We start from the raw sequence: 19743 nt of genomic DNA on the forward strand, positions 1-19743 counted from the left end.
TACGTAAACCTGGTTAACGATGAGTAACGACTTTAAGGATTTTTTGCCGATGCAGCCCATTTCAGGTACGCCGCCACAACCTCCGGGTGATGGCCCGCGTCCATCCCACGTCGCGGGCGAACAGCCCCTCTCCACACAGCAACGCACTGTACTGGAACGTCTGATCACCCGGTTAATCGCTCTGACGTCGCAGCAGAATGCGGAGGTGTGGGCCGGAGTGAAACACGATCTGGGATTAAAGAGTGATGCGCCCATGCTGTCGCGCCACTTCCCTGCTGCGGAGCAAAACCTCAACCAGCGCCTGAACACCGCCCAGCAAAACCACACCACCCGGCAGATGGTCTCCCAGTTGACGGAGCTGCTGACTCAGGGCAATAACCGCCAGGCGGCCAGCGATTTTATTCGCCAGCAGTATGGCCAGACCGCCCTGAACCAGCTGACGCCCGATCAGCTCAAAACGGTGCTGACGCTGCTGCAAAATAATCAGCTCAATATTCCGCAGCCACAGCAGCGCCCGGCCACGGAGCGCCCGCTGCTGCCAGCCGAACACAATACGCTGAAGCAGATGGTGACCAAACTTGCCGCCGCCACGGGCGAGCCGACCAAGCTCATCTGGCAGTCGATGCTGGAACTGTCGGGGGTGAAAGCGGGAGAGTTAATCCCGGCCAGGCAGTTTACCCACCTTGCCACCTGGCTACAGGCACGCCAGACGCTGAGCACGCAAAGCGCGCCAACCCTGCACACCCTGCAGGCCGCGCTGAAACAGCCGCTGGAGGCCCAGGAGTGGGACAGCATTCAGGACTATGCCCGGCAGAACTGGCAGGCGACGCCGCAGACGGTGCTGACTACCGCCCAGGTACAGGATCTGCTCAACGAGATCTTCGTCCGCCGCACCGAGCGTGAAGCTGGCGTGACGGAAGTGCGCAATATCCAGCCGATCTACAGCCCGCTCTTTGCCCCGGTAGTGGAAACCTTCAGAACGCTGTCTGCCCGTCCCGGACTGATGTTGATCGCCTTAATCATTGCGCTGGCGATTTTCTGGCTGGTCGCCTGATGTTTTGCCCGGTAGCGCTCCGCTTACCGGGCCTACAAAAGCACGAACTGTAGGCCGGGTAAGGCGCAGCCGCCACCCGGCAACAAACAGCTAACCCCGGCGAAACGCCACCAGCGTCACCAAAATCCCCACCACCGCTGAAACGGCCCCGGCCAGGAAGACCGACGGATAGCCAAACGAGGTGGCTAACAGCCCCGCCAGCGGCCCGGTTATCCCGTATGAGATATCCTGAAAGGCGGCGTAGCCCCCCAGCGCCGTGCCCCGCACCTGCGGGGCAACGCGTTTAACCACTTCAACACCCAGCGCCGGGAAGATCAGCGAACAGCCGCAGCCGGTCAGGGCTGCCCCCAGCAGGGCTACCGGCGCGCTCGGCGCATGCCAGAGCAACACCAGACCCACGGTTTCAATTACCAGCGACGCCACCGCTACCTTTACGCCACCGAAGCGATCCGGCATCCAGCCGAACAGCACCCGCATCAGGACAAACGCGCCGCCAAAAGCGGTGAGCGTAAACCCGGCCATCGCCCAGCCGCGGCTCATAAAGTAGAGCGAAACGAAGGTGCCAATCACCGCGAAGCCAACGCCCTGCAACGCAAGGCCCAGGCCTGGCTGCCAGATCTGCCCCACCACGCTCCACAGGGAAGGTCGTTCGCCTTTATGGGCCGGAACTTTACGCACCGAGCCGTTAAACGCCCAGGCCAGCAGCGGCAGTGCCATCGTGGTGGCGGCCAGCGCCGCAAAGCCCAACTGACTGTTGATCAAAAGACCCAACGGCGCGCCTGCGGCCAGCGCACCATAGATCGCCATTCCGTTCCATGACATCACTTTGCCGGAACGCGCAGGCCCGACCAGCCCCATCCCCCATGTCAGGGTGCCGGTCAGGAGCTGGCTTTCACCAAAACCGAGAATTAATCGCCCTGCCACCAGCAGCGCGAATTTCCAGGCCGCCTCCACCGGCAGCAGCGCGGCCAGTAGCCATGCACCACCCGCCAGCCCGCAGGCGAACATGCCCTGCAACGCCGAGCGTTTTGCGCCGTGCTGATCCGCCAGCCGTCCGGCATAGCCGCGGGTTAGCACCGTGGCTAAAAACTGAATACCTACGGCGATGCCGACCATGGTGTTGCCATAGCCCAGCTCCTGGTGCACAAACAGCGGGATCACCGGCAACGGCAGGCCGACGGTCATATAGGTAAGGAATACCGCAAAGGCGATACGGAACAGCGAGACGTTGCCGGAAGCGGCGTGTTTATCTGTGGTAACGGCCGTCATGCATAACTCCATGTTCAGGCATAAAAAAAGGGAGCCATCAGGCTCCCTTCTACTATACATTCAAACGCTTATGCTTTGAGCTTACGCATCACCAGCGTGGCGTTGGTGCCGCCGAAACCAAAGCTGTTGGACATGACGGTAGTCAGTTCACGCTCGGTGGTTTCAGTCACGATGTTCAGACCTGCGGCCTGCTCGTCCATCTCTTCAATGTTGATGCTCGGCGCGATAAAGCCGTTTTCCAGCATCAGCAGGGAGTAGATCGCTTCCTGCACGCCAGCCGCACCCAGGGAGTGACCGGTCATGGCTTTGGTGGCGGAGATAGCCGGGCTGTTGTCGCCGAACACTTCACGGATAGCACCCAGCTCTTTCACGTCGCCTACCGGAGTAGAGGTACCGTGGGAGTTCAGGTAGTCGATTGGGGTATCAACGCCGTGCATCGCCATCTTCATGCAGCGCACTGCGCCTTCGCCAGATGGAGCAACCATGTCTGCGCCGTCAGAGGTTGCGCCGTAGCCCACAATCTCAGCATAGATGTGCGCACCGCGGGCCAGCGCGTGTTCCAGCTCTTCAACCACGACCATACCGCCGCCGCCTGCGATAACGAAGCCGTCACGGCTTGCATCATAGGTACGGGAGGCTTTTTCCGGGCATTCGTTGTATTTGGTGGACAGGGCGCCCATCGCATCGAACTCACAGGCCATTTCCCAGCCCAGCTCTTCGCCGCCGCCAGCAAACACGATGTCCTGTTTACCCAGCTGGATCTGCTCTACCGCGTTACCGATACAGTGCGCGGAGGTCGCACAAGCGGAGCTGATGGAGTAGTTTACGCCGTGAATTTTGAACGGGGTTGCCAGGCAAGCGGAAACCGCTGAACCCATCGCTTTGGTCACCACATATGGACCCACCGCTTTCAGGCCGCGCGGGCTGCGCATCGCGTCGGCACCAAACACCTGCGCTTTAGAGGAGCCGCCGGAGCCAGCAATCAGACCCACACGCGGGTTGTTCTGATAAACCTCTTCGCTCAGGCCAGCGTCAGCAATCGCTTCCTGCATAGAGAGATAGGCGTAGATGGAGGCATCGTTCATGAAACGGACCACTTTGCGATCGATCATGCCCGTGGTGTCCAGTTTTACATTACCCCATACGTGGCTACGCATACCGGAATCTTTAAACTCTTCAGAGAAGGTGATCCCGGAGCGTCCTTCACGCAGAGATGCCAGGACTTCCTGCTGGTTATTACCGATGCTGGAAACGATGCCCAAGCCAGTAATCACTGCACGTTTCATTCAATACCTCTGTAAGTCGCACTATTTAAGTTTCGAGTCGCACAATAGCGTACACTTGTACGCCGAACAAGTCCGATCAGCCAATTTCTGTGGAAATTTGCACCATCAGACGCACATCGTTAAGATCGCGGCACAGCCTGTCAGACGAGTAACTTACGTGAAACAAAACGCTATACAACCCGCCAACCTCGAATTCAACGCTGAGGGTACACCTGTTTCCCGAGATTTTGACGATGTCTACTTCTCTAATGATAACGGACTGGAGGAGACGCGTTATGTTTTCCTCGAGGGAAATCAGCTAAATTCCCGTTTTCCGCTGCATCCCCGCGATCTCTTTGTGGTGGCCGAAAGCGGCTTTGGCACCGGGCTGAATTTTCTTACCCTCTGGCAAGCGTTCGATCGCTTTCGTGCGGCACACCCTGACGCTACCCTGCAAAGGTTACATTTCATCAGTTTTGAGAAGTACCCGCTGGCCGCCGACGATCTCCGTCTGGCCCACCAGCACTGGCCGGAATTAGCCCCCTGGGCAGAACAGCTTCAGGCCCAGTGGCCGCTGCCTATCGCAGGCTGCCATCGTTTGCTGCTGGACGGCGGGCGCGTCACGCTCGATATCTGGCTGGGGGATATTAACGAACTCACCGATAAGCTGGATGACTCCCTGAACCAGCAGGTTGACGCCTGGTTCCTCGACGGCTTTGCCCCGGCCAAAAACCCGGATATGTGGACCCCAGAGCTGTTTGCCGCCATGGCGCGTCTGGCGCGGCCCGGTGGCACGCTCGCCACCTTCACCTGCGCCGGTTTTGTCCGTCGTGGCCTGCAGGAAGCGGGCTTCACCATGAAAAAAACCAAAGGCTTTGGCCGCAAGCGCGAAATGCTTGTCGGGGTGATGGAGCAGGATTGCCCCTCCCCTGCCCGCACCCCGTGGTTTGCCCGTCCGGCCAGCGACGGGCGCGAAACCGCCGTGGTGGGCGGCGGGATTGCCAGCGCGCTACTGTCGCTGGCGCTGCTGCGCCGTGGCTGGCAGGTGACGCTCTACTGCGCCGACGATGCCCCGGCAGCGGGCGCCTCCGGCAATCGTCAGGGGGCGCTCTATCCCCTGCTCAGCGCCCAGGATGCTGCACTGAGCCAGTTTTTCCCGGCGGCGTTCACCTTTGCCCGCCGCCTGTACGACACCCTGCCGGTGGCCTTTGATCATGCCTGGTGCGGCGTCACCCAGCTGGGCTGGGATGAAAAGAACCAGAAAAAAATCGACCAGATGCTGGCTCTGGGCCTGCCCGAGCAGATTGCGGTGGCGGTGAACGCCCAACAGGTGGCGGAGAGCACCGGGGTGCCCACCGGCTGCGGCGGGATCCAGTATCCGCTCGGCGGCTGGCTGTGCCCGGCGCAGCTTACCGCAGCGGCGATCGCGCTGGCGCAAACTCTGGGCCTGCAGGTGCGCTATGGCCGCAAGGTAACGTCGCTGGCCCAGACCGACGCCAGGTGGATGTTGCAGTTTGCCGACGGTGAGCAGGCGCAGCATGGCAGCGTGGTGCTGGCGAACGGACACGGCATCAGCCAGTTCAGCCAGACCGCACCACTGCCGGTCTACCCGGTGGGCGGTCAGGTGAGCCATATCCCGGCGGCACCGCGGCTGAGCCAGCTACGTCAGGTGCTCTGCTACGACGGGTATCTGACCCCGCAAAATCCAGCCAACGGCCAGCATTGCATCGGCGCAAGCTATCATCGCGGCCAGACCGAGCCGCGGTACAGCGATGAGGACCAGCAGCATAATCGCCAGCGTCTGCTCGACTGTTTGCCGCAGGCGGCATGGGCGCGTGAGGTGGATGTCAGCGCAGGCGAGGCGCGCAACGGCATTCGCTGCGCCACCCGCGATCATCTGCCGATGACGGGTGCGGTACCGGACTATGAAGCCACGCTGACGGCTTATCAGGATCTCGCCAGCAACACATCCCAGGCGGTCAGCGCCCCGGCGTTCCGGAATTTGTTTATGCTGGGCGGGCTGGGCTCCCGCGGGCTCTGTACGGCGCCGCTGACGGCGGAGGTTCTTGCCGCCCAGATGAGTAACGAGCCGATCCCGCTGGACAGCCACACGCTGGCCGCGCTCAATCCGAACCGGTTATGGGTGAGAAAGTTGTTGAAGGGGAAAAGGGTGAAAGCGTAGGCCCGGTAAGCGTAGCGCCACCGGGCGATTACCGATTAGTTCAGGCTGGCTTTCTGAAACAAGGTTTCCCACATCCCCAGCACTAATGACTGGTCGCGCGGAGAGAGTTCGCCGGCCAGAATCGCTTTTTCCAGGCTGCGGGAAACTTCAGCATGCACCGCGTCCGCAGAGTGGTCGTCACCGGCTTCCAGTTCGGCGACGGCCAGCGTCAGGTGACCACGCAGATAACCGCTGGCAAACAGTTCATCGTCACTGGCGTGCTCCACCATGTCATCAATTAACGCCAGAATGCGTGATTCAAATTCTGCGATCATCTTCTTTCCTCAGTTAAGATCTTCCGGCCACGGGAAGTGTTCCGCCGTGATGTCCGGCGTGTGGTAATAATTCTGTAAAGCCTTGATCAAGCGCGCCGGACGTTCCGGGATGCCTTTCTCAAGATACTCCATCACCTGCGCGTGCACGCGGCGCTGGAAGACAATACGGTCTGGCTCGAAGTCGCCTTCGAGATTGTCGCAGCTGACGTTGAACGGAAATCCTGCCGCCACGCAGAAGAGCCATTCCAGCGCCTGGGGTTTCACTTCCACATCTTCAAATTGCCCCTGGGTCGCGGCGTCACGCCCGTCCGGGCAGTACCAGTAGCCAAAGTCCACCAGCTCGCGGCGCGCTTTACCGGCAATGCACCAGTGGGATATTTCATGCAGACCGCTGGCGTAAAAGCCGTGGGCAAAGACGATCCGGTTGTACGGTAGCTCTGCATCAGCAGGAAGATAGATCGGTTCGTCGTCGCCTTTAATCAGACGGGTATTAAAATCATCAGCAAAACAGCCGTCGAAGATCTCAATCAGCTGTTCATATTTATGCGTACTGTTCATTAGTTCATCCCCAACCAGTGGAGGATCTCCTGTCCGTGGCTGTCATAAAGAAGTTTGGCACTCATGACGGCCGAGACAATGACAATCATCGGACGGATGAGCTGTTGCCCTTTGCTTAACACCAGGCGCGAACCTGCCCGCGCGCCCAGAAATTGTCCGGCCATCATCACAAAGCCTGTCGCCCAAATCACCTTCCCGCCGATGATAAAGAGCAGCAGGCCACCGACGTTAGAGGTGGCATTCAGCACTTTCGCATGGGCGGTGGATTTGGCGAGGTTAAAACCGGCCAGCGTGACAAACGCCAGGGCGTAAAACGACCCGGCCCCGGGCCCGAAGAAGCCGTCATAAAAGCCGACGCAACCGCCCGCGATCAGCGCAAACGGCAGACCGTGCAGGCGGCGCTGCCTGTCCTCTTCACCCAGTTTCGGCATCAGTAAAAAATAGAGACCAATGCAGATGACGAGAATCGGCAAAATCTGGCGCAAAATATCGGACTGCACGTGCTGAACCAGCAGCGCCCCGCTGGTAGAGCCGATAAAGGTCATCAGAATGTTGAGCTTCTGATCGGCGAGGCTCACCACCTTGCGGCGGATAAAATAGAGCGAGGCGGATAACGATCCGCCACACGCCTGCAATTTGTTGGTCGCCAGCGCCTGGGCCGGGCTCATGCCCGCCGCCAGCAGGGCCGGAACCGTCAGTAACCCGCCGCCACCGGCCAGGGCATCAATAAACCCGGCCAGCATGGCGATAAAAAACAGCGCCACCAGCATCAGCGGCGACACCATAAACAACTCAGCAAATTGGTCCATCACAGGGCATGCTCATCCAGTAGCGCCTGGCAGGAAGGCGGCAACGGAGGCGGTGTCTTCTTCTCAGGCTTGGTGGGTCCAGGTTTCGCTGGCTCAAACCAGCTTTGTAATTCCGCGCCGCAGCCATCGCCTGGCGGCGGTAACGGTTGATCTTCACACTCGAGGCTGTTCGCCGGGCATCGCAGGCGCACGTGCATGTGCGCGCGGTGCTGGAACCACGGCCGCACTTTGCGCAGCCAGTCGCGGTCGGTTCCGGCATCTTCGCATAGCTGCTGCTTGATGGCCGGGTTAACGAAGATACGCGTGACGTCGTTATCTTCCGCCGCCAGCTTGATCATGCTGGAGACCTCTGGCGACCAGCGCGACGGCACCACCCGCTTGCCATCGCTGGAGACCAGATCGAGGGCCTGCGGCTTCAGCAGTTGCGAGGATGACCAGCGCGTTTTCGGCAGCTGGAGGAAGATATCGACATCCAGCCCTGTCTGGTGGCTGGCGTGGCCGCCGTTAAAGCGTCCGCCTGCCGGCATCCCCATATCGCCAATCAGCATCGTACCGAGCCCCAGGTTATGCACCTGGTTACCCAGACGCTGAATAAACAGCACCAGGTCCGGGTGGCCGAAGTAGCGGCGCTGGTCGGTACGCATCACCTGATACGTATCCGACTGCAGAGGAAGTTCCTGCGCACCAACGATACAGCCATTAGAGAACGCACCAATGGACTGCGCGCTGCCTGCCACCGGATGGGTGATTTTTTGCCATGGCGTTGCCGCCAGAGCGGCTCCACTGGCAAGCAGCGCCAGCAGAGCAATTGCGGTTTTTTTCATGGTTACCAGCGTGGAATGGTGGTCGTCACATCCGCATTCTGCGCGCGCTGGCGCAGGAAGTGATCCATCAGCACGATCGCCAGCATCGCTTCGGCGATCGGCACTGCGCGGATCCCGACGCAGGGATCGTGACGTCCTTTGGTGATCATCTCAACTTCTTCACCAGAGCGGTTAATGGTGTGGCCCGGCACGGTAATGCTGGAGGTTGGTTTCAGCGCAATGTTGGCGATAATCTGCTGCCCGCTGCTGATGCCGCCTAAAATGCCGCCCGCGTGATTGCTCTGGAAGCCCTGGGCTGTGATCTCGTCCCGGTTCTGACTGCCACGAAGCTGAACCACGTCAAAACCGTCGCCAATCTCCACCCCTTTTACCGCATTGATGCTCATCATCGCATGGGCGATATCAGCATCAAGGCGGTCAAAGACCGGCTCGCCCCAGCCCGGCGGTACGCCGTCAGCCACCACGGTGACTTTGGCGCCAATGGAGTCGCCCTCTTTCTTCAGGGCGCGCATCAGTTCATCAAGCGCTTCCAGCTTCGAGGCGTCGGCGCAGAAGAACGGGTTCTGCTCAACCTGCTCCCAGTCGGCGATCGCCAGCGGGATGTCGCCCATCTGGGTCAGGCAGCCGCGAATGGTGATACCAAACTTCTGTGCGAGGTATTTTTTGGCAATGGCCCCTGCCGCGACGCGCATGGCGGTTTCACGGGCGGAGGAGCGTCCGCCGCCGCGATAGTCGCGAAAACCATATTTCTGCTCGTAGGTATAGTCGGCGTGGCCCGGACGGAACACATCCTTAATGGCGCCGTAGTCCTGGGAACGCTGATCGGTATTCTCAATCAACAGGCCGATGCTGGTGCCGGTGGTGCGTCCTTCAAAGACGCCTGACAGAATTTTGACCTGATCCGGCTCGCGGCGCTGGGTGGTGTAGCGTGACGTGCCTGGACGGCGTCGGTCGAGATCGTGCTGTAAATCGGCTTCAGTCAGTTCGATGCCTGGCGGTACGCCATCGACGATACAGCCCAGCGCCAGCCCGTGGGACTCACCAAACGTCGTCACACGGAATAATTGTCCAATACTGTTTCCTGCCATCACGGCTCCGTTTTCGTTGTTCTGTGTTTGAGCTTTCTGTGTTTGCGCAATGTGGAACGGGCCGAAGCCCGTTGGATTAATCTTTGTAGATGCTGAAGTGTTCGCGCGCGGCGAGAAGCTGCGCTTTGGTCAGCATGAAGACGCCGTCCCCACCGTTGTCGAACTCGAGCCAGGTGAACGGCACATCCGGATATTGCTCCATCAGATGTACCATGCTGTTACCGACTTCACAAATCAGAATGCCGTTGTCGGTGAGATAATCCGGCGCACAGGCCAGAATGCGGCGGGTCAGCTTCAGGCCGTCGGAGCCGGAAGCCAGGCCCAGCTCTGGCTCGTGACGGTATTCGTTTGGCAGGTCTGACATATCTTCTGCGTCAACGTACGGCGGATTGGTCACAATCAGGTCGTACTGCACTTTTGGCAGGTCACGGAACAGATCGGAACGGATCGGCGTGACATGATGGATCAGACCGTGCTCTTCAATATTGTGTTCCGCTACCGCCAGCGCATCAGGAGAGATATCGACAGCATCCACTTCTGCTTCCGGGAAGGCGTACGCGCAGGCAATGGCGATGCAGCCGCTGCCGGTACACATATCCAGGATATGCTCAGGCTGATGGTCAATCAGGCCGGCGAACTGGTTGTTGATCAGCTCACCAATCGGCGAGCGCGGCACCAGCACGCGTTCATCGACAAAAAACTCATGGCCGCAGAACCAGGCTTTGTTGGTGAGGTAGGCCACCGGAATGCGCTCGTTAACGCGACGGATCACGCGCTCAACGATGCGGTGTTTTTCGCTGGAGGTCAGGCGGGCTGCGCGCATATCTTCCGGAATATCCAGCGGCAGATAGAGGGATGGCAAAACCAGCTGTACCGCCTCGTCCCATGGGTTGTCGGTACCATGGCCGTACCAGATATTGGCCGCGCTGAAACGGCTGACCGCCCAACGCAACATGTCCTGAATGGTTTGCAGCTCATTCACCGCTTCATCGACAAAAATTTTATCCACTATGTTCTCCAGGGCATGCTCGCTAAATTTTCGGCGGCTAGTGTGCCATGAAGACGGCGATAAATCAGCATTGTCAGCCGCCGCCGGCATTGAAAAAATGCGTTTTGCCGCGCAGTGAGTCAGGTACACTGTCGGAAATAAGAGATGAGACGACCCCATGAAAAAGAAAATATCGCTCAGCGAGGAGGATCAAACGCTGTTTCGTCAGTTAATGACCGGCACGCGTCAAATCAAGCAGGACACCATTGTCCACCGCCCGCAGCGCAAAAAAGTGAGTGAAGTTCCGGTAAAACGGCTGATTCAGGAGCAGGCCGACGCCAGCCACTACTTTTCCGACGAGTTTCAGCCGCTGCTAAATACGGAAGGTGCGATGAAATATGTGCGCGCGGACGTCAGCCATTTCGAGCTGAAAAAACTGCGTCGGGGAGATTATTCGCCGGAGCTGTTCCTCGATCTGCACGGGCTAACCCAGATGCAGGCGAAACAGGAGCTGGGCGCGCTGATTGCCGCCTGCCGTCGCGAACATGTTTTTTGCGCCTGCGTGATGCACGGCCACGGCAAACATATTCTCAAGCAGCAAACCCCACTGTGGCTGGCTCAGCATCCACACGTGATGGCATTTCATCAGGCACCGAAAGAGTATGGCGGTGATGCCGCCTTGCTGGTGTTAATTGAAGTGGAAGAGTGGCAACCGCCTGAGCTCCCCTGAGAGGCAGGCGGGTGGCTGGATGCTACCCGCCTGGGTCCGTTTTACATCAGATAGCTTTCGCCATCTTCAGATTGCAGGGGCTCATCTGCCAGTTGAAGACGCCAGCACCCGTTTCAGAGAGGGTAACGTTGGCAATGGCAGAGGTGCTGAACATTGGCGGCGTTTCGCCCGGGCAGAGTTCAGCCACCAGATAGCCGACTAACGGCAGATGGGAAATTACCAGCGCAGAGGCGACACCTTCGTTGCACAGCGCCTGAAGATAGGCACTGACAAGACCCACGTCGCCGCACGGGGTAAGCTCTGGCAGAACATCGACATTGGCTGGCAGGTTCATACACTCCCCTACCACATCCAGCGTCTGTTCAGCGCGTAAGAACGGGCTGACGAGGACACGTTCAATATCCACTTTTTGCCCTTTCAACCAGGTAGCCATTTGACGGGACTCGTCACAGCCGCAAGGCGTCAGAGGACGTACAGAGTCACTGGCAGCATCAAGTGCCGCGTCACCGTGACGCATGATAAAAACTTGCATATTGCACCGCTTTTGTTGACCAGGATCACCGGTGTTATTGCCCCGCGTGAACACTTAACGAGGTAAAAACCCGATGGCCGGGCATTGTGCCTGATCCATCCGTTGAATGAAACGCTGTTTTTTACCTCAACGGCGTAAGTATAGTCAATGTCTGTTTACAAATTAGACAGGACCAGCCCCTTCAACGGCGGATTTACTCTTATTTGACCTTAATTTACAAGGTCAGTTTCCTTTGCTGGCCAAAATCGCAGCCCCTGATCCGCCATCTGCAATAATGTGTCACACGGTGTAAACCGCGGCCCATATTGCACAGCCAGTCGTTGTAAAATCGCAACAACTTCACCCGCACCTACGCTATCCATATAGCGGAACGGGCCACCCAGGAAAGGTGGGAAACCAATGCCAAAAACGGCGCCAATGTCGCCATCTCGACCATTTTTAATGACCTTCTCACCAAAGCAGCGCGCCGCTTCGTTGAGCATCATCATCACGCAGCGTTCCGCGCACTGGGTCGCAGAGAGTTTGCCCTCGCCGCCAGGCTTAATAAGCCCATAAATCGCCGGGTCTACCCGCTTCTTGCTTTTACGCCCTTTTGGCTCGTAAAGATAGAAACCGCGGCCATTTTTTCTGCCTTTGCGATCGTCATTCAAAATTGCAGAAACAATGTTTGCGGGCGCGCTAAACCGTTCTCCATAAGCGCTTTCCAGCACAGGTATAATTTTAGTGCCGGTATCGATTCCCACCTCATCCAAAAGTTGGATTGGGCCGACGGGGAAACCAAACTTCACCAGCGCATTATCGATATGCTCGACCTTTTCGCCTTCGGTCAGCAGGCGCATAGCCTCGTTGATATAGGGGGCCAGAATGCGGTTGACGTAGAACCCGGCTTTATCAGCCACCACCACCGGCGTTTTGCCCTGCATTTTTGCCAGCTTAACGACGGTGGCAATGGTCTGCGGGCTGGTTCCGGCATGGGGGATAACCTCCACCAGAGGCATTTTTTCTACCGGACTAAAGAAATGCAGCCCAATCACCTGCTCAGGGCGCGCGGCCTGGGCCGCAATATCGCCGATAGGCAATGAGGAGGTATTAGAGGCAAAAATGGTGTGCGGCGCACAGTTCGCTTCGACCTCGGCCACCATCTGCTGTTTCAGCGCCAGGTCTTCAAATACTGCCTCAATCACCACATCGCGATGACGGAATCCGCTGTAGTCAGTGGTGCCGGAGATCAGCGCCAGCTCGCGATCGCGCTCGCTGGCTTTGATATGGCGGCGTTTGACCTTTTTATCAAGCAGCTGCCAGCTGTACTGCAGGGCGTGGTTGATCCCTTTCGGATTGATGTCTTTGATCCGCACCGGTAATTTGCCTTTGCTGGCGCTGACGAAGGCGATCCCGCCCCCCATCAGGCCACCGCCCAGCACGCCAATTGACGCCAGCGGCGCAGGCTCGGCTTCGCTGCCGGGATCTTTCTTCACGTCGGTGCTGGCAAAAAAGATGCTGCGCAGCGCCTGAGACTGCGGCGTCATCGCCAGCTCGCCAAAGGCTTTCGCTTCTGCAGCATAGCCGCTGCTGCTGCCCTGAGTCAGACCGGTATGGATAACCTCAAGAATGCGTTTTGTCGCCGGGTAGTTGCCCTGGGTTTTTTGCTCGGTTTTGTTCGCCACCATTTTAAACAGCAGCGCACGGCCCAGCGGCCCTGCCAGCACGCGCTCGCGCACCGGTAAGCGACGGCTATCGGGTTTGCCTTTCAGCGCGCGCGCCACGGCGGCCTCCAGCAGAATGGAATGCGGAACCACCTCATCTACCAGCCCGACTTTCAGGGCCTGACGCGGACGCAGCTGTTTGCCGGCGAGGATCATCTCCAGCGCCGTGCTGACGCCCACCAGTCGCGGCAGGCGCTGGGTGCCGCCTGAGCCCGGCAGTAAGCCAAGCTGCACCTCCGGCAGGCCCAGCACCGTTTTGGCGTCGTCGGTACAAATTCGTCCGTGGCAGGCTAGCGCCAGCTCCAGGCCGCCGCCGAGACAGGCGCCGTTGATCGCCGCAATCACCGGAATGGTCAGGGCGTGAATTTCGGCCATGATCTGCTGCCCCTGACGGGCCAGGTCTTCCGCTTCCTGGGCGCTTTCAGCGCGGGCAATCATGTTGATATCGGCCCCGGCGATAAAGTTATCCGGCTTGGCCGAGATAAATACCAGCCCGCGCAAGGCTTTGTTTTCTCGCACCTGTTTGAGGATAGCGCGAACCTGACCGCCAAACTCCGCTTTCAGGGTATTCATCTTTTCGCCTGGGGCGTCAATGGTGACGACCGCCACGTTGTCCGGACGCACGTCCAGGGTGAATGCCGTTGTCATCTCCATTACTCTACCTCCAGAACCATTGCGGCACCCAGGCCACCCGCAGCACAGGCGGTGACCAGTCCAAACCCACCGCCGCGACGGCGCAACTCATGCAGCGTCTGGGTGATCATCCTCGCCCCGGTCGCGGCAAAGGGGTGGCCATACGCAATGGAGCCCCCCAGCACGTTAAATTTGCTTTCGTCCACTTCGCCGGTGGCGTGGGCGCGGCCCAGCACATCCCGGGCAAAACGATCGCTTGCCAGCAGTTGCAGGTTGGCCAGGGTTTGCGCGGCAAAGGCTTCATGCATGTCGATGAGCGTCAGATCGCCCATCGTCAGTCCGGCGCGCTCCAGCGCCAGCGGCGTGGACCAGGCCGGCCCCAGCAGCATATCCTGCCAGACATCAATGGCGGTAAAGGCATAGCTGCGCAGATAGCCGAGCGGCTTCAGGCCCAGCTCTCTGGCGCGGGATTCGGTCATCAGGATCACCGCTGCCGCGCCGTCGGTTAACGGCGTGCTGTTCGCCGCCGTGACGGTGCCATGTTTGCGGTCGAATGCCGGACGCAGTTTCGCATAATCCGCCAGCGTAGAGGTGCCGCGAATATTGTTATCCTGGCTTAGCGGTTCGCGGAATGGTGGGGTGTAGGCGGTCATCACCTCCTCCGCCAGCTTGCCTTCTGCCCAGGCTTCTGCGGCGCGCTGATGCGAGCGGTGCGCCAGGGCATCCTGCTGCTCACGGGTGATGCCATAGGTTTTCGCCATCTGCTCGGCGGTATCCCCCATTCGCAGCCCGGTGGAGTATTCCGCCACGGCGGGGGGAACAGGAAGGAGATCGCGCAGACGCAGGCGCGAGAACAGTGACAGCCGCTGCCCGGTGGTGCGGGCCTTGTTGACGTCCACCAGCACACGCGCGAGCTTTTTGCTGACGCCAATCGGCAGAACTGAGGAGGAGTCGGCACCCCCGGCTATCCCGACGCGAATGGTACCGGTTATCAGGCTTTCTGCCACGTTCGCCACTGCCTGAAAGCTGGTGGCGCAGGCACGGCTGACGCTGTAAGCATCGGTGTGGACATTCATTCCGGTGCCAAGCACGATTTCACGGGCGATATTCGGCGCTTCCGGCATTTGCACGACCTGGCCAAAGACCAACTGTTCAATCACCTCGGGCGGGATTTCGCTGCGAGCCAGCAGCTCCCCTACAACCATTTTTCCCAGATCGACGGCAGGTACGCCATGATACGCCGTCGCCTGACGGGCAAATGGCGTGCGTAATCCACTGACAATGGCAATGCGATCCCCCTGACGGGTGATTAGCGGTAATGCCTGACTCATAACGCTCCCCTGTGAATAACAAATGCGCAAAGTGGTCTGACCTGATAACAGTCTTAACTAAATTTTTACATTAGCCAATCGGGGAGAGGAAAAATTGCGAGCGAACACACAGAGAGGAGACGAAACGCCTCCCGGAAGGGAGGCGCGGGAAGGGATTAACGCAGACCGAGTTGAAAAATCAGGGATTCTGCTTCGCAGCTGAACACGAAGTCGATGTCCAGACGAACGCCACCTTCCACTTCAGTGAAGTTGGCGTTGATAGCACACGGTTCAGACTCCACGCCGCGGGCTTTTTCGGTCAGCGCGGCCAGCGTCTCTTCGGCGTCGGCACGGCGGGTAAACTCACGGCTGTAAGAGGCGGTGCAATCCGTGTTGTCCACAATGGTGCCCACATCCATACAGCAGCAAACCGGGGTTTCATCAGCACTGCATTTACTCATAGTAGATTTCCTCTTCATTCGCGCATGGCGCGAGATAAACACGATGCTGATATTTTACGCGCCGGGCGGGAGCGGCTCCAGTTGTTAATGGCTTTAAACCGGGTAAGTGAGCAATATCACAAGTAAAAATGATCTAAAACAAAAATCACCCATTAGGAGGACGCGAACTGGTCACAATTTTGCCAACCAGATCCCGTTTCGAAAAACATATCGGTAAATATTCATAAACACCCTTGCAACATTCTATCTGGTCAGACCTATACTCTCGCCACTGGTCTGATTTCTAAGTGTTACCACAGACCCTACACTTCGCGCTCCTGTTACGGTATGTAACAAAAATTGAATAAAAATAACTCAATGAGGTTATGGTCATGAGCCAGAAAACCCTGTTCAAAAAAACTGCGCTGGCAGTCGCAGTGGCAATCGTCTCCACCTCCGCCTGGTCAGCGGGCTTTCAGTTGAATGAGTTCTCTTCCTCAGGCCTGGGCCGCGCCTATTCCGGGGAAGGTGCTATCGCTGATGACGCAGGGAACGCGAGCCGTAACCCTGCCCTGATCATGATGTTTGATCGTCCCACCTTCTCCGCAGGTGCCATCTTTGTTGACCCTGACGTGGATATCTCCGGACGCTCGCGAACGGGCGCAAGCCTGAATGCGGATAACATCGCGCCAACAGCATGGGTGCCAAACCTGCACTTTGTCGCACCAATCAACGATCAATTCGGCTGGGGCGCATCCGTCACCTCTAACTACGGACTGGCGACCGAGTTCAATAACAACTACGCAGCAGGGGCATACGGCGGTACCACCGACCTGGAGACCCTCAACCTGAACCTGAGCGGTGCTTATCGCCTGGATAATCACTGGAGTTTCGGTGTTGGCTTTGATGCGGTCTATGCGAAAGCGAAAATTGAGCGCTACGCGGGTGACCTGGGTCGCATCGTTGCAGGCTCCGGGGCATTACCTCCGGCTCTGGCACGACAGGTCGCGGGGATCCCGGGAGATACCCAGATTGCCTACCTGAAAGGTGATGAGTGGGGCTTTGGCTGGAACGCCGGTATTCTGTATGAAATCGATAAGAACAACCGGTATGGCTTGACCTACCGCTCTGAAGTGAAAATCGATTTCGATGGCGACTATAAGAGCAGCCTGCCTTCAGCCTATAACCAGATCCTCGGCAACTTTGGTCTGCCAATGGGGACGGATGGCCGCACCACTGGCGGTTCTCTGACCCTGAATTTACCTGAGATGTGGGAACTGTCCGGTTATAACAGAGTCGCGCCGCAATGGGCCATCCACTATAGCCTGACCTACACGAGCTGGAGCCAGTTCCAGGAGCTGAAAGCGACTAACAGCGGCGGTGATACGCTCTTCTATAAAGACGAAAGCTTCCGTGATGCTTACCGCATCGCTCTGGGTACCACCTACTACATGGACGATAACTGGACATTCCGTACCGGTATTGCCTTCGATGACAGCCCGGTTCCGGCAGACAAACGCTCTATCTCCATTCCGGATCAGGATCGCTTCTGGCTGAGCGCCGGTGCGACCTATGCATTCAACAAAGATGCCTCCATCGATGCGGGTGTCTCTTATATGCATGGTCAGAAAGTGACGTTCCAGGAAGGTCCGTATGAGTTCTCTTCTGAAGGTAAAGCCTGGCTCTATGGCATGAACTTCAACTACGCGTTCTAATCACGCAGGGATAAAAAAGGTGAGCCTCGCGCTCACCTTTTCTTTTTTATTCCGCATCAATCTCGGAGAGTTCATTCTCGATCGCTTTGGCGTTCGGGTTATCTTCCGGTTTCAGCTTACCGCCGTTAGCAATGAAGTCGTGATTCTGGAAGTACGCTTCACGCACCATGAGATACGGATCGGAAGACTGACGCAGCAGACCGTCTGAATCAAGCAGTTGCGCGCGCGTCTCCACCCCTTCCAGCGTCCATTTACCCACCGACAGCGGCCAGGTCAGCCACGACAGCACCGGATAGAGCGTATCGACCATATCACCGCCGTCATCACGCAACGTGAAGCTACCGTAGAACGGCAGATGCACGTACGGGCCGTAACCCACATTGTAGTGACCCAGCGTACTACCGAAGCGGTGCGGCTGTTCGCGCTGCAGCTTCGGATTCGCCATCCCGGCAACGTCAATAAAGCCACCCATACCTAACAGGGTGTTCAGGAAGAAGCGGGTAAAGTGGACCATCCCCTGATAGGGATCGCCCTGCAGGAAGTAGTTCGCCATCACCGCTGGCTCTTCGAGGTTGCTGGTGAAGTTGCTCAGCCCGTTACGGGCAGGCTGTGGAACATAATCCCGCCATGCCACCGCAACCGGACGCACCACATACGGATCCAGCACGTTATAGTTGAAGTTGTACATGGTGCGGTTAAATCCTTCCAGAGGATCGGAGCGCCCCTGCTGCTCGCCAGAGCTGGCGCAGCCCATCAGCAACGTGGTGCTCAACGCAACCACCGACAGCCGAAGTTTCATATCTTTCTCCCTGTTAAGTATGGCTATCAGCAAAAGCCATCCGTCATGGCGCTTTCGCGCTCTGTCTGTAAACGTGTAAGTGATTGTATCAGCGCGTTTACTGATGTCTACGACCACAAATCGGGGCAATAAACACTCTCTGGTATGATCTCAGAATAGCCTGGCTTTAGGTTTTCGTTTGGCTGGCAATTTTATACGGCCTTTGTCGGCGATGTATCGCCTTTATTGCCATTACAGGAATTTAAGAGCTTCCCCACGGGCGGCGGGAGAAAAAGCGCTACGCTTAAAGGTGTCTGCAACCTATGGAGCATTGCGATGGACGAGCTAAAAGAAGAAAAAATTGATAGCCATACCGAAGAGCTGGAAGTTGAAAGCGAGGAGAATCGCCGGGGAAAGAAGATTGAGGTTGACGAGGATCACCTGCCCTCACGCGCGATGGCAATCCACGAACATATTCGCCAGGACGGTGAAAAAGAACTGGAGCGCGACGCCATGGCGCTGTTCTGGTCGGCCATTGCCGCCGGATTATCGATGGGCGCCTCCCTGCTGGCAAAAGGGATTTTTCATGTCGAGCTTGAAGGGGTACCCGGCGGGATAATCATCGAAAACCTCGGATACACCTTTGGCTTTATCATCGTGATTATGGCGCGCCAGCAGCTCTTCACCGAGAATACCGTCACCGCCGTACTGCCGGTGATGCAAAGCCCAACCTGGGGCAATTTCGGCCTGCTGATGCGCCTGTGGAGCGTGGTACTGCTCGGCAATATTATCGGTACCGGTGTCGCCGCCTGGGCGTTCGAGTTTATGCCGATATTTGATGAGCCCACCCGCGACGCCTTTGTGAAAATCGGGATGGGAGTCATGGAAAACAGCCCGGCAGAGATGTTCGCCAACGCGATCATCTCCGGCTGGATTGTCGCCACCATGGTCTGGATGTTCCCGGCGGCCGGTTCAGCGAAAATCGTGGTCATTATTTTGATGACCTGGCTTATCGCTCTGGCCGATACCACTCATATCGTGGTGGGTACGGTAGAGATTTTATATCTGGTCTTTAACGGCACCATTCACTGGAGCGAGTTTTTCTGGCCCTTCGCGATCCCTACTCTGGCAGGCAATATCTGCGGCGGCACCTTTATTTTTGCCTTGCTGAGCCATGCGCAAATCCGTAACGATATGTCGAATAAGCGCAAAGCCGAGCTTAAGGCCCAGCAGGAGGAAGCGGAAGAAGATAAAAAAGCGGTGTGAGTGGCGACACTTTAAGCAGTCAGGCGGTCACGCGCTTAACGCATTGTATAAATGACGTTATACTCGTGCCGCTTTGTCCCCTTAGTTAAATGGATATAACGAGCCCCTCCTAAGGGCTAGTTGCAGGTTCGATTCCTGCAGGGGACACCAGAGACTTGTTCGACAACGTCCTGAGATAACCACCAAACTCCTAAAAAACAATAAGTTATCCATAACCTATTGTTCATCAAAAACCGTTAACGTCCACCTACATCAACCTTGCTTTGTTGGTATATCTGTTGGTAT

Annotated in this window: 18 protein-coding genes and 1 tRNA gene; 6 read left to right on the forward strand and 13 right to left on the reverse strand. The window is 57.7% G+C overall.

Features of this window, described 5'->3' with window-relative positions; genetic code table 11:
- The first annotated feature begins 49 nt into the window (after positions 1 to 49).
- Positions 50 to 1054, forward strand: a complete 1005-nt coding sequence (gene flk / locus C2U54_RS20970) for a flagella biosynthesis regulator Flk (RefSeq protein WP_103180522.1) — start codon at positions 50 to 52, stop codon at positions 1052 to 1054.
- 90 nt (positions 1055 to 1144) lie between these two features.
- Here the strand turns inward: flk and C2U54_RS20975 are convergent, their stop codons facing one another.
- Positions 1145 to 2323 carry an MFS transporter gene (locus C2U54_RS20975; protein WP_103180524.1) on the reverse strand — a complete coding sequence of 393 codons (1179 nt, stop codon included), beginning with the start codon at positions 2321 to 2323 and terminating at the stop codon, positions 1145 to 1147.
- A 68-nt stretch (positions 2324 to 2391) separates the two neighbouring features.
- Positions 2392 to 3609 carry a beta-ketoacyl-ACP synthase I gene (fabB, locus tag C2U54_RS20980; protein ID WP_103180525.1) on the reverse strand — a complete coding sequence of 406 codons (1218 nt, stop codon included), beginning with the start codon at positions 3607 to 3609 and terminating at the stop codon, positions 2392 to 2394.
- A 157-nt stretch (positions 3610 to 3766) separates the two neighbouring features.
- Here fabB and mnmC point away from each other — a divergent pair, with 157 nt between their 5' ends.
- Positions 3767 to 5770, forward strand: a complete 2004-nt coding sequence (gene mnmC / locus C2U54_RS20985; protein ID WP_168192030.1) for a bifunctional tRNA (5-methylaminomethyl-2-thiouridine)(34)-methyltransferase MnmD/FAD-dependent 5-carboxymethylaminomethyl-2-thiouridine(34) oxidoreductase MnmC — start codon at positions 3767 to 3769, stop codon at positions 5768 to 5770.
- 35 nt (positions 5771 to 5805) lie between these two features.
- On the opposite strand, the gene C2U54_RS20990 is transcribed toward mnmC, so the two are convergent.
- The 6 genes from C2U54_RS20990 to prmB form a co-directional block, all read right to left on the reverse strand.
- A complete protein-coding gene (locus C2U54_RS20990) occupies positions 5806 to 6084 on the reverse strand; it encodes a YfcL family protein (RefSeq protein ID WP_103180529.1) in 279 nt (92 codons plus the stop codon).
- Between the two features lie 9 nt (positions 6085 to 6093).
- The gene (locus C2U54_RS20995; RefSeq protein ID WP_103180530.1) at positions 6094 to 6642 is read right to left on the reverse strand and encodes an elongation factor P hydroxylase; all 549 of its coding nucleotides are present in this window, start codon (positions 6640 to 6642) and stop codon (positions 6094 to 6096) included.
- Positions 6642 to 7451, reverse strand: a complete 810-nt coding sequence (locus C2U54_RS21000) for a sulfite exporter TauE/SafE family protein (protein WP_103180532.1) — start codon at positions 7449 to 7451, stop codon at positions 6642 to 6644. Before C2U54_RS21000 ends, C2U54_RS20995 begins: the two co-directional genes overlap by 1 nt.
- Complete coding sequence (mepA, locus tag C2U54_RS21005) at positions 7451 to 8275, reverse strand: penicillin-insensitive murein endopeptidase (RefSeq protein ID WP_103180534.1); 825 nt, start codon at positions 8273 to 8275, stop codon at positions 7451 to 7453. Before mepA ends, C2U54_RS21000 begins: the two co-directional genes overlap by 1 nt.
- A 2-nt stretch (positions 8276 to 8277) precedes the next feature.
- The gene (gene aroC / locus C2U54_RS21010) at positions 8278 to 9363 is read right to left on the reverse strand and encodes a chorismate synthase (RefSeq protein ID WP_103180536.1); all 1086 of its coding nucleotides are present in this window, start codon (positions 9361 to 9363) and stop codon (positions 8278 to 8280) included.
- A gap of 76 nt (positions 9364 to 9439) precedes the next feature.
- On the reverse strand, positions 9440 to 10372 hold the full coding sequence (gene prmB, locus C2U54_RS21015) for a 50S ribosomal protein L3 N(5)-glutamine methyltransferase (RefSeq protein WP_103180537.1): 933 nt from the start codon (positions 10370 to 10372) through the stop codon (positions 9440 to 9442).
- Between the two features lie 157 nt (positions 10373 to 10529).
- On the opposite strand from prmB, the gene smrB reads away from it, so the two are divergent.
- Positions 10530 to 11081 (forward strand): endonuclease SmrB, encoded by a 552-nt coding sequence (smrB, locus tag C2U54_RS21020; protein WP_103180539.1) that lies wholly within the window; start codon positions 10530 to 10532, stop codon positions 11079 to 11081.
- A gap of 46 nt (positions 11082 to 11127) precedes the next feature.
- Here the strand turns inward: smrB and sixA are convergent, their stop codons facing one another.
- The 4 genes from sixA to C2U54_RS21040 all read right to left on the reverse strand — a co-directional run bounded on the left by sixA (position 11128) and on the right by C2U54_RS21040 (position 15720).
- Positions 11128 to 11613: a phosphohistidine phosphatase SixA gene (gene sixA / locus C2U54_RS21025; protein WP_103180541.1), complete on the reverse strand. Its 486-nt coding sequence runs from the start codon at positions 11611 to 11613 to the stop codon at positions 11128 to 11130.
- A 209-nt stretch (positions 11614 to 11822) separates the two neighbouring features.
- Positions 11823 to 13970, reverse strand: a complete 2148-nt coding sequence (fadJ, locus tag C2U54_RS21030) for a fatty acid oxidation complex subunit alpha FadJ (protein ID WP_103180543.1) — start codon at positions 13968 to 13970, stop codon at positions 11823 to 11825.
- Positions 13970 to 15280: an acetyl-CoA C-acyltransferase FadI gene (fadI, locus tag C2U54_RS21035; protein ID WP_103180544.1), complete on the reverse strand. Its 1311-nt coding sequence runs from the start codon at positions 15278 to 15280 to the stop codon at positions 13970 to 13972. Before fadI ends, fadJ begins: the two co-directional genes overlap by 1 nt.
- A gap of 155 nt (positions 15281 to 15435) precedes the next feature.
- Positions 15436 to 15720: a YfcZ/YiiS family protein gene (locus C2U54_RS21040; RefSeq protein ID WP_103180546.1), complete on the reverse strand. Its 285-nt coding sequence runs from the start codon at positions 15718 to 15720 to the stop codon at positions 15436 to 15438.
- A 371-nt stretch (positions 15721 to 16091) separates the two neighbouring features.
- On the opposite strand from C2U54_RS21040, the gene fadL reads away from it, so the two are divergent.
- A complete protein-coding gene (gene fadL, locus C2U54_RS21045) occupies positions 16092 to 17414 on the forward strand; it encodes a long-chain fatty acid transporter FadL (RefSeq protein WP_168192031.1) in 1323 nt (440 codons plus the stop codon).
- 46 nt (positions 17415 to 17460) lie between these two features.
- On the opposite strand, the gene mlaA is transcribed toward fadL, so the two are convergent.
- The gene (gene mlaA, locus C2U54_RS21050) at positions 17461 to 18213 is read right to left on the reverse strand and encodes a phospholipid-binding lipoprotein MlaA (RefSeq protein ID WP_103180550.1); all 753 of its coding nucleotides are present in this window, start codon (positions 18211 to 18213) and stop codon (positions 17461 to 17463) included.
- 315 nt (positions 18214 to 18528) lie between these two features.
- Between mlaA and C2U54_RS21055 the strand changes: the two genes are divergently transcribed.
- Entirely contained in the window at positions 18529 to 19458 is a 930-nt protein-coding gene (locus tag C2U54_RS21055; RefSeq protein ID WP_103180551.1) for a formate/nitrite transporter family protein, read from the forward strand.
- Between the two features lie 75 nt (positions 19459 to 19533).
- Positions 19534 to 19608: transfer RNA gene (locus C2U54_RS21060), tRNA-Arg, on the forward strand.
- Positions 19609 to 19743: the final 135 nt, after the last annotated feature.

The organism is Leclercia sp. LSNIH1, assembly GCF_002902985.1.
In the GTDB taxonomy this organism is placed as follows: domain Bacteria; phylum Pseudomonadota; class Gammaproteobacteria; order Enterobacterales; family Enterobacteriaceae; genus Enterobacter.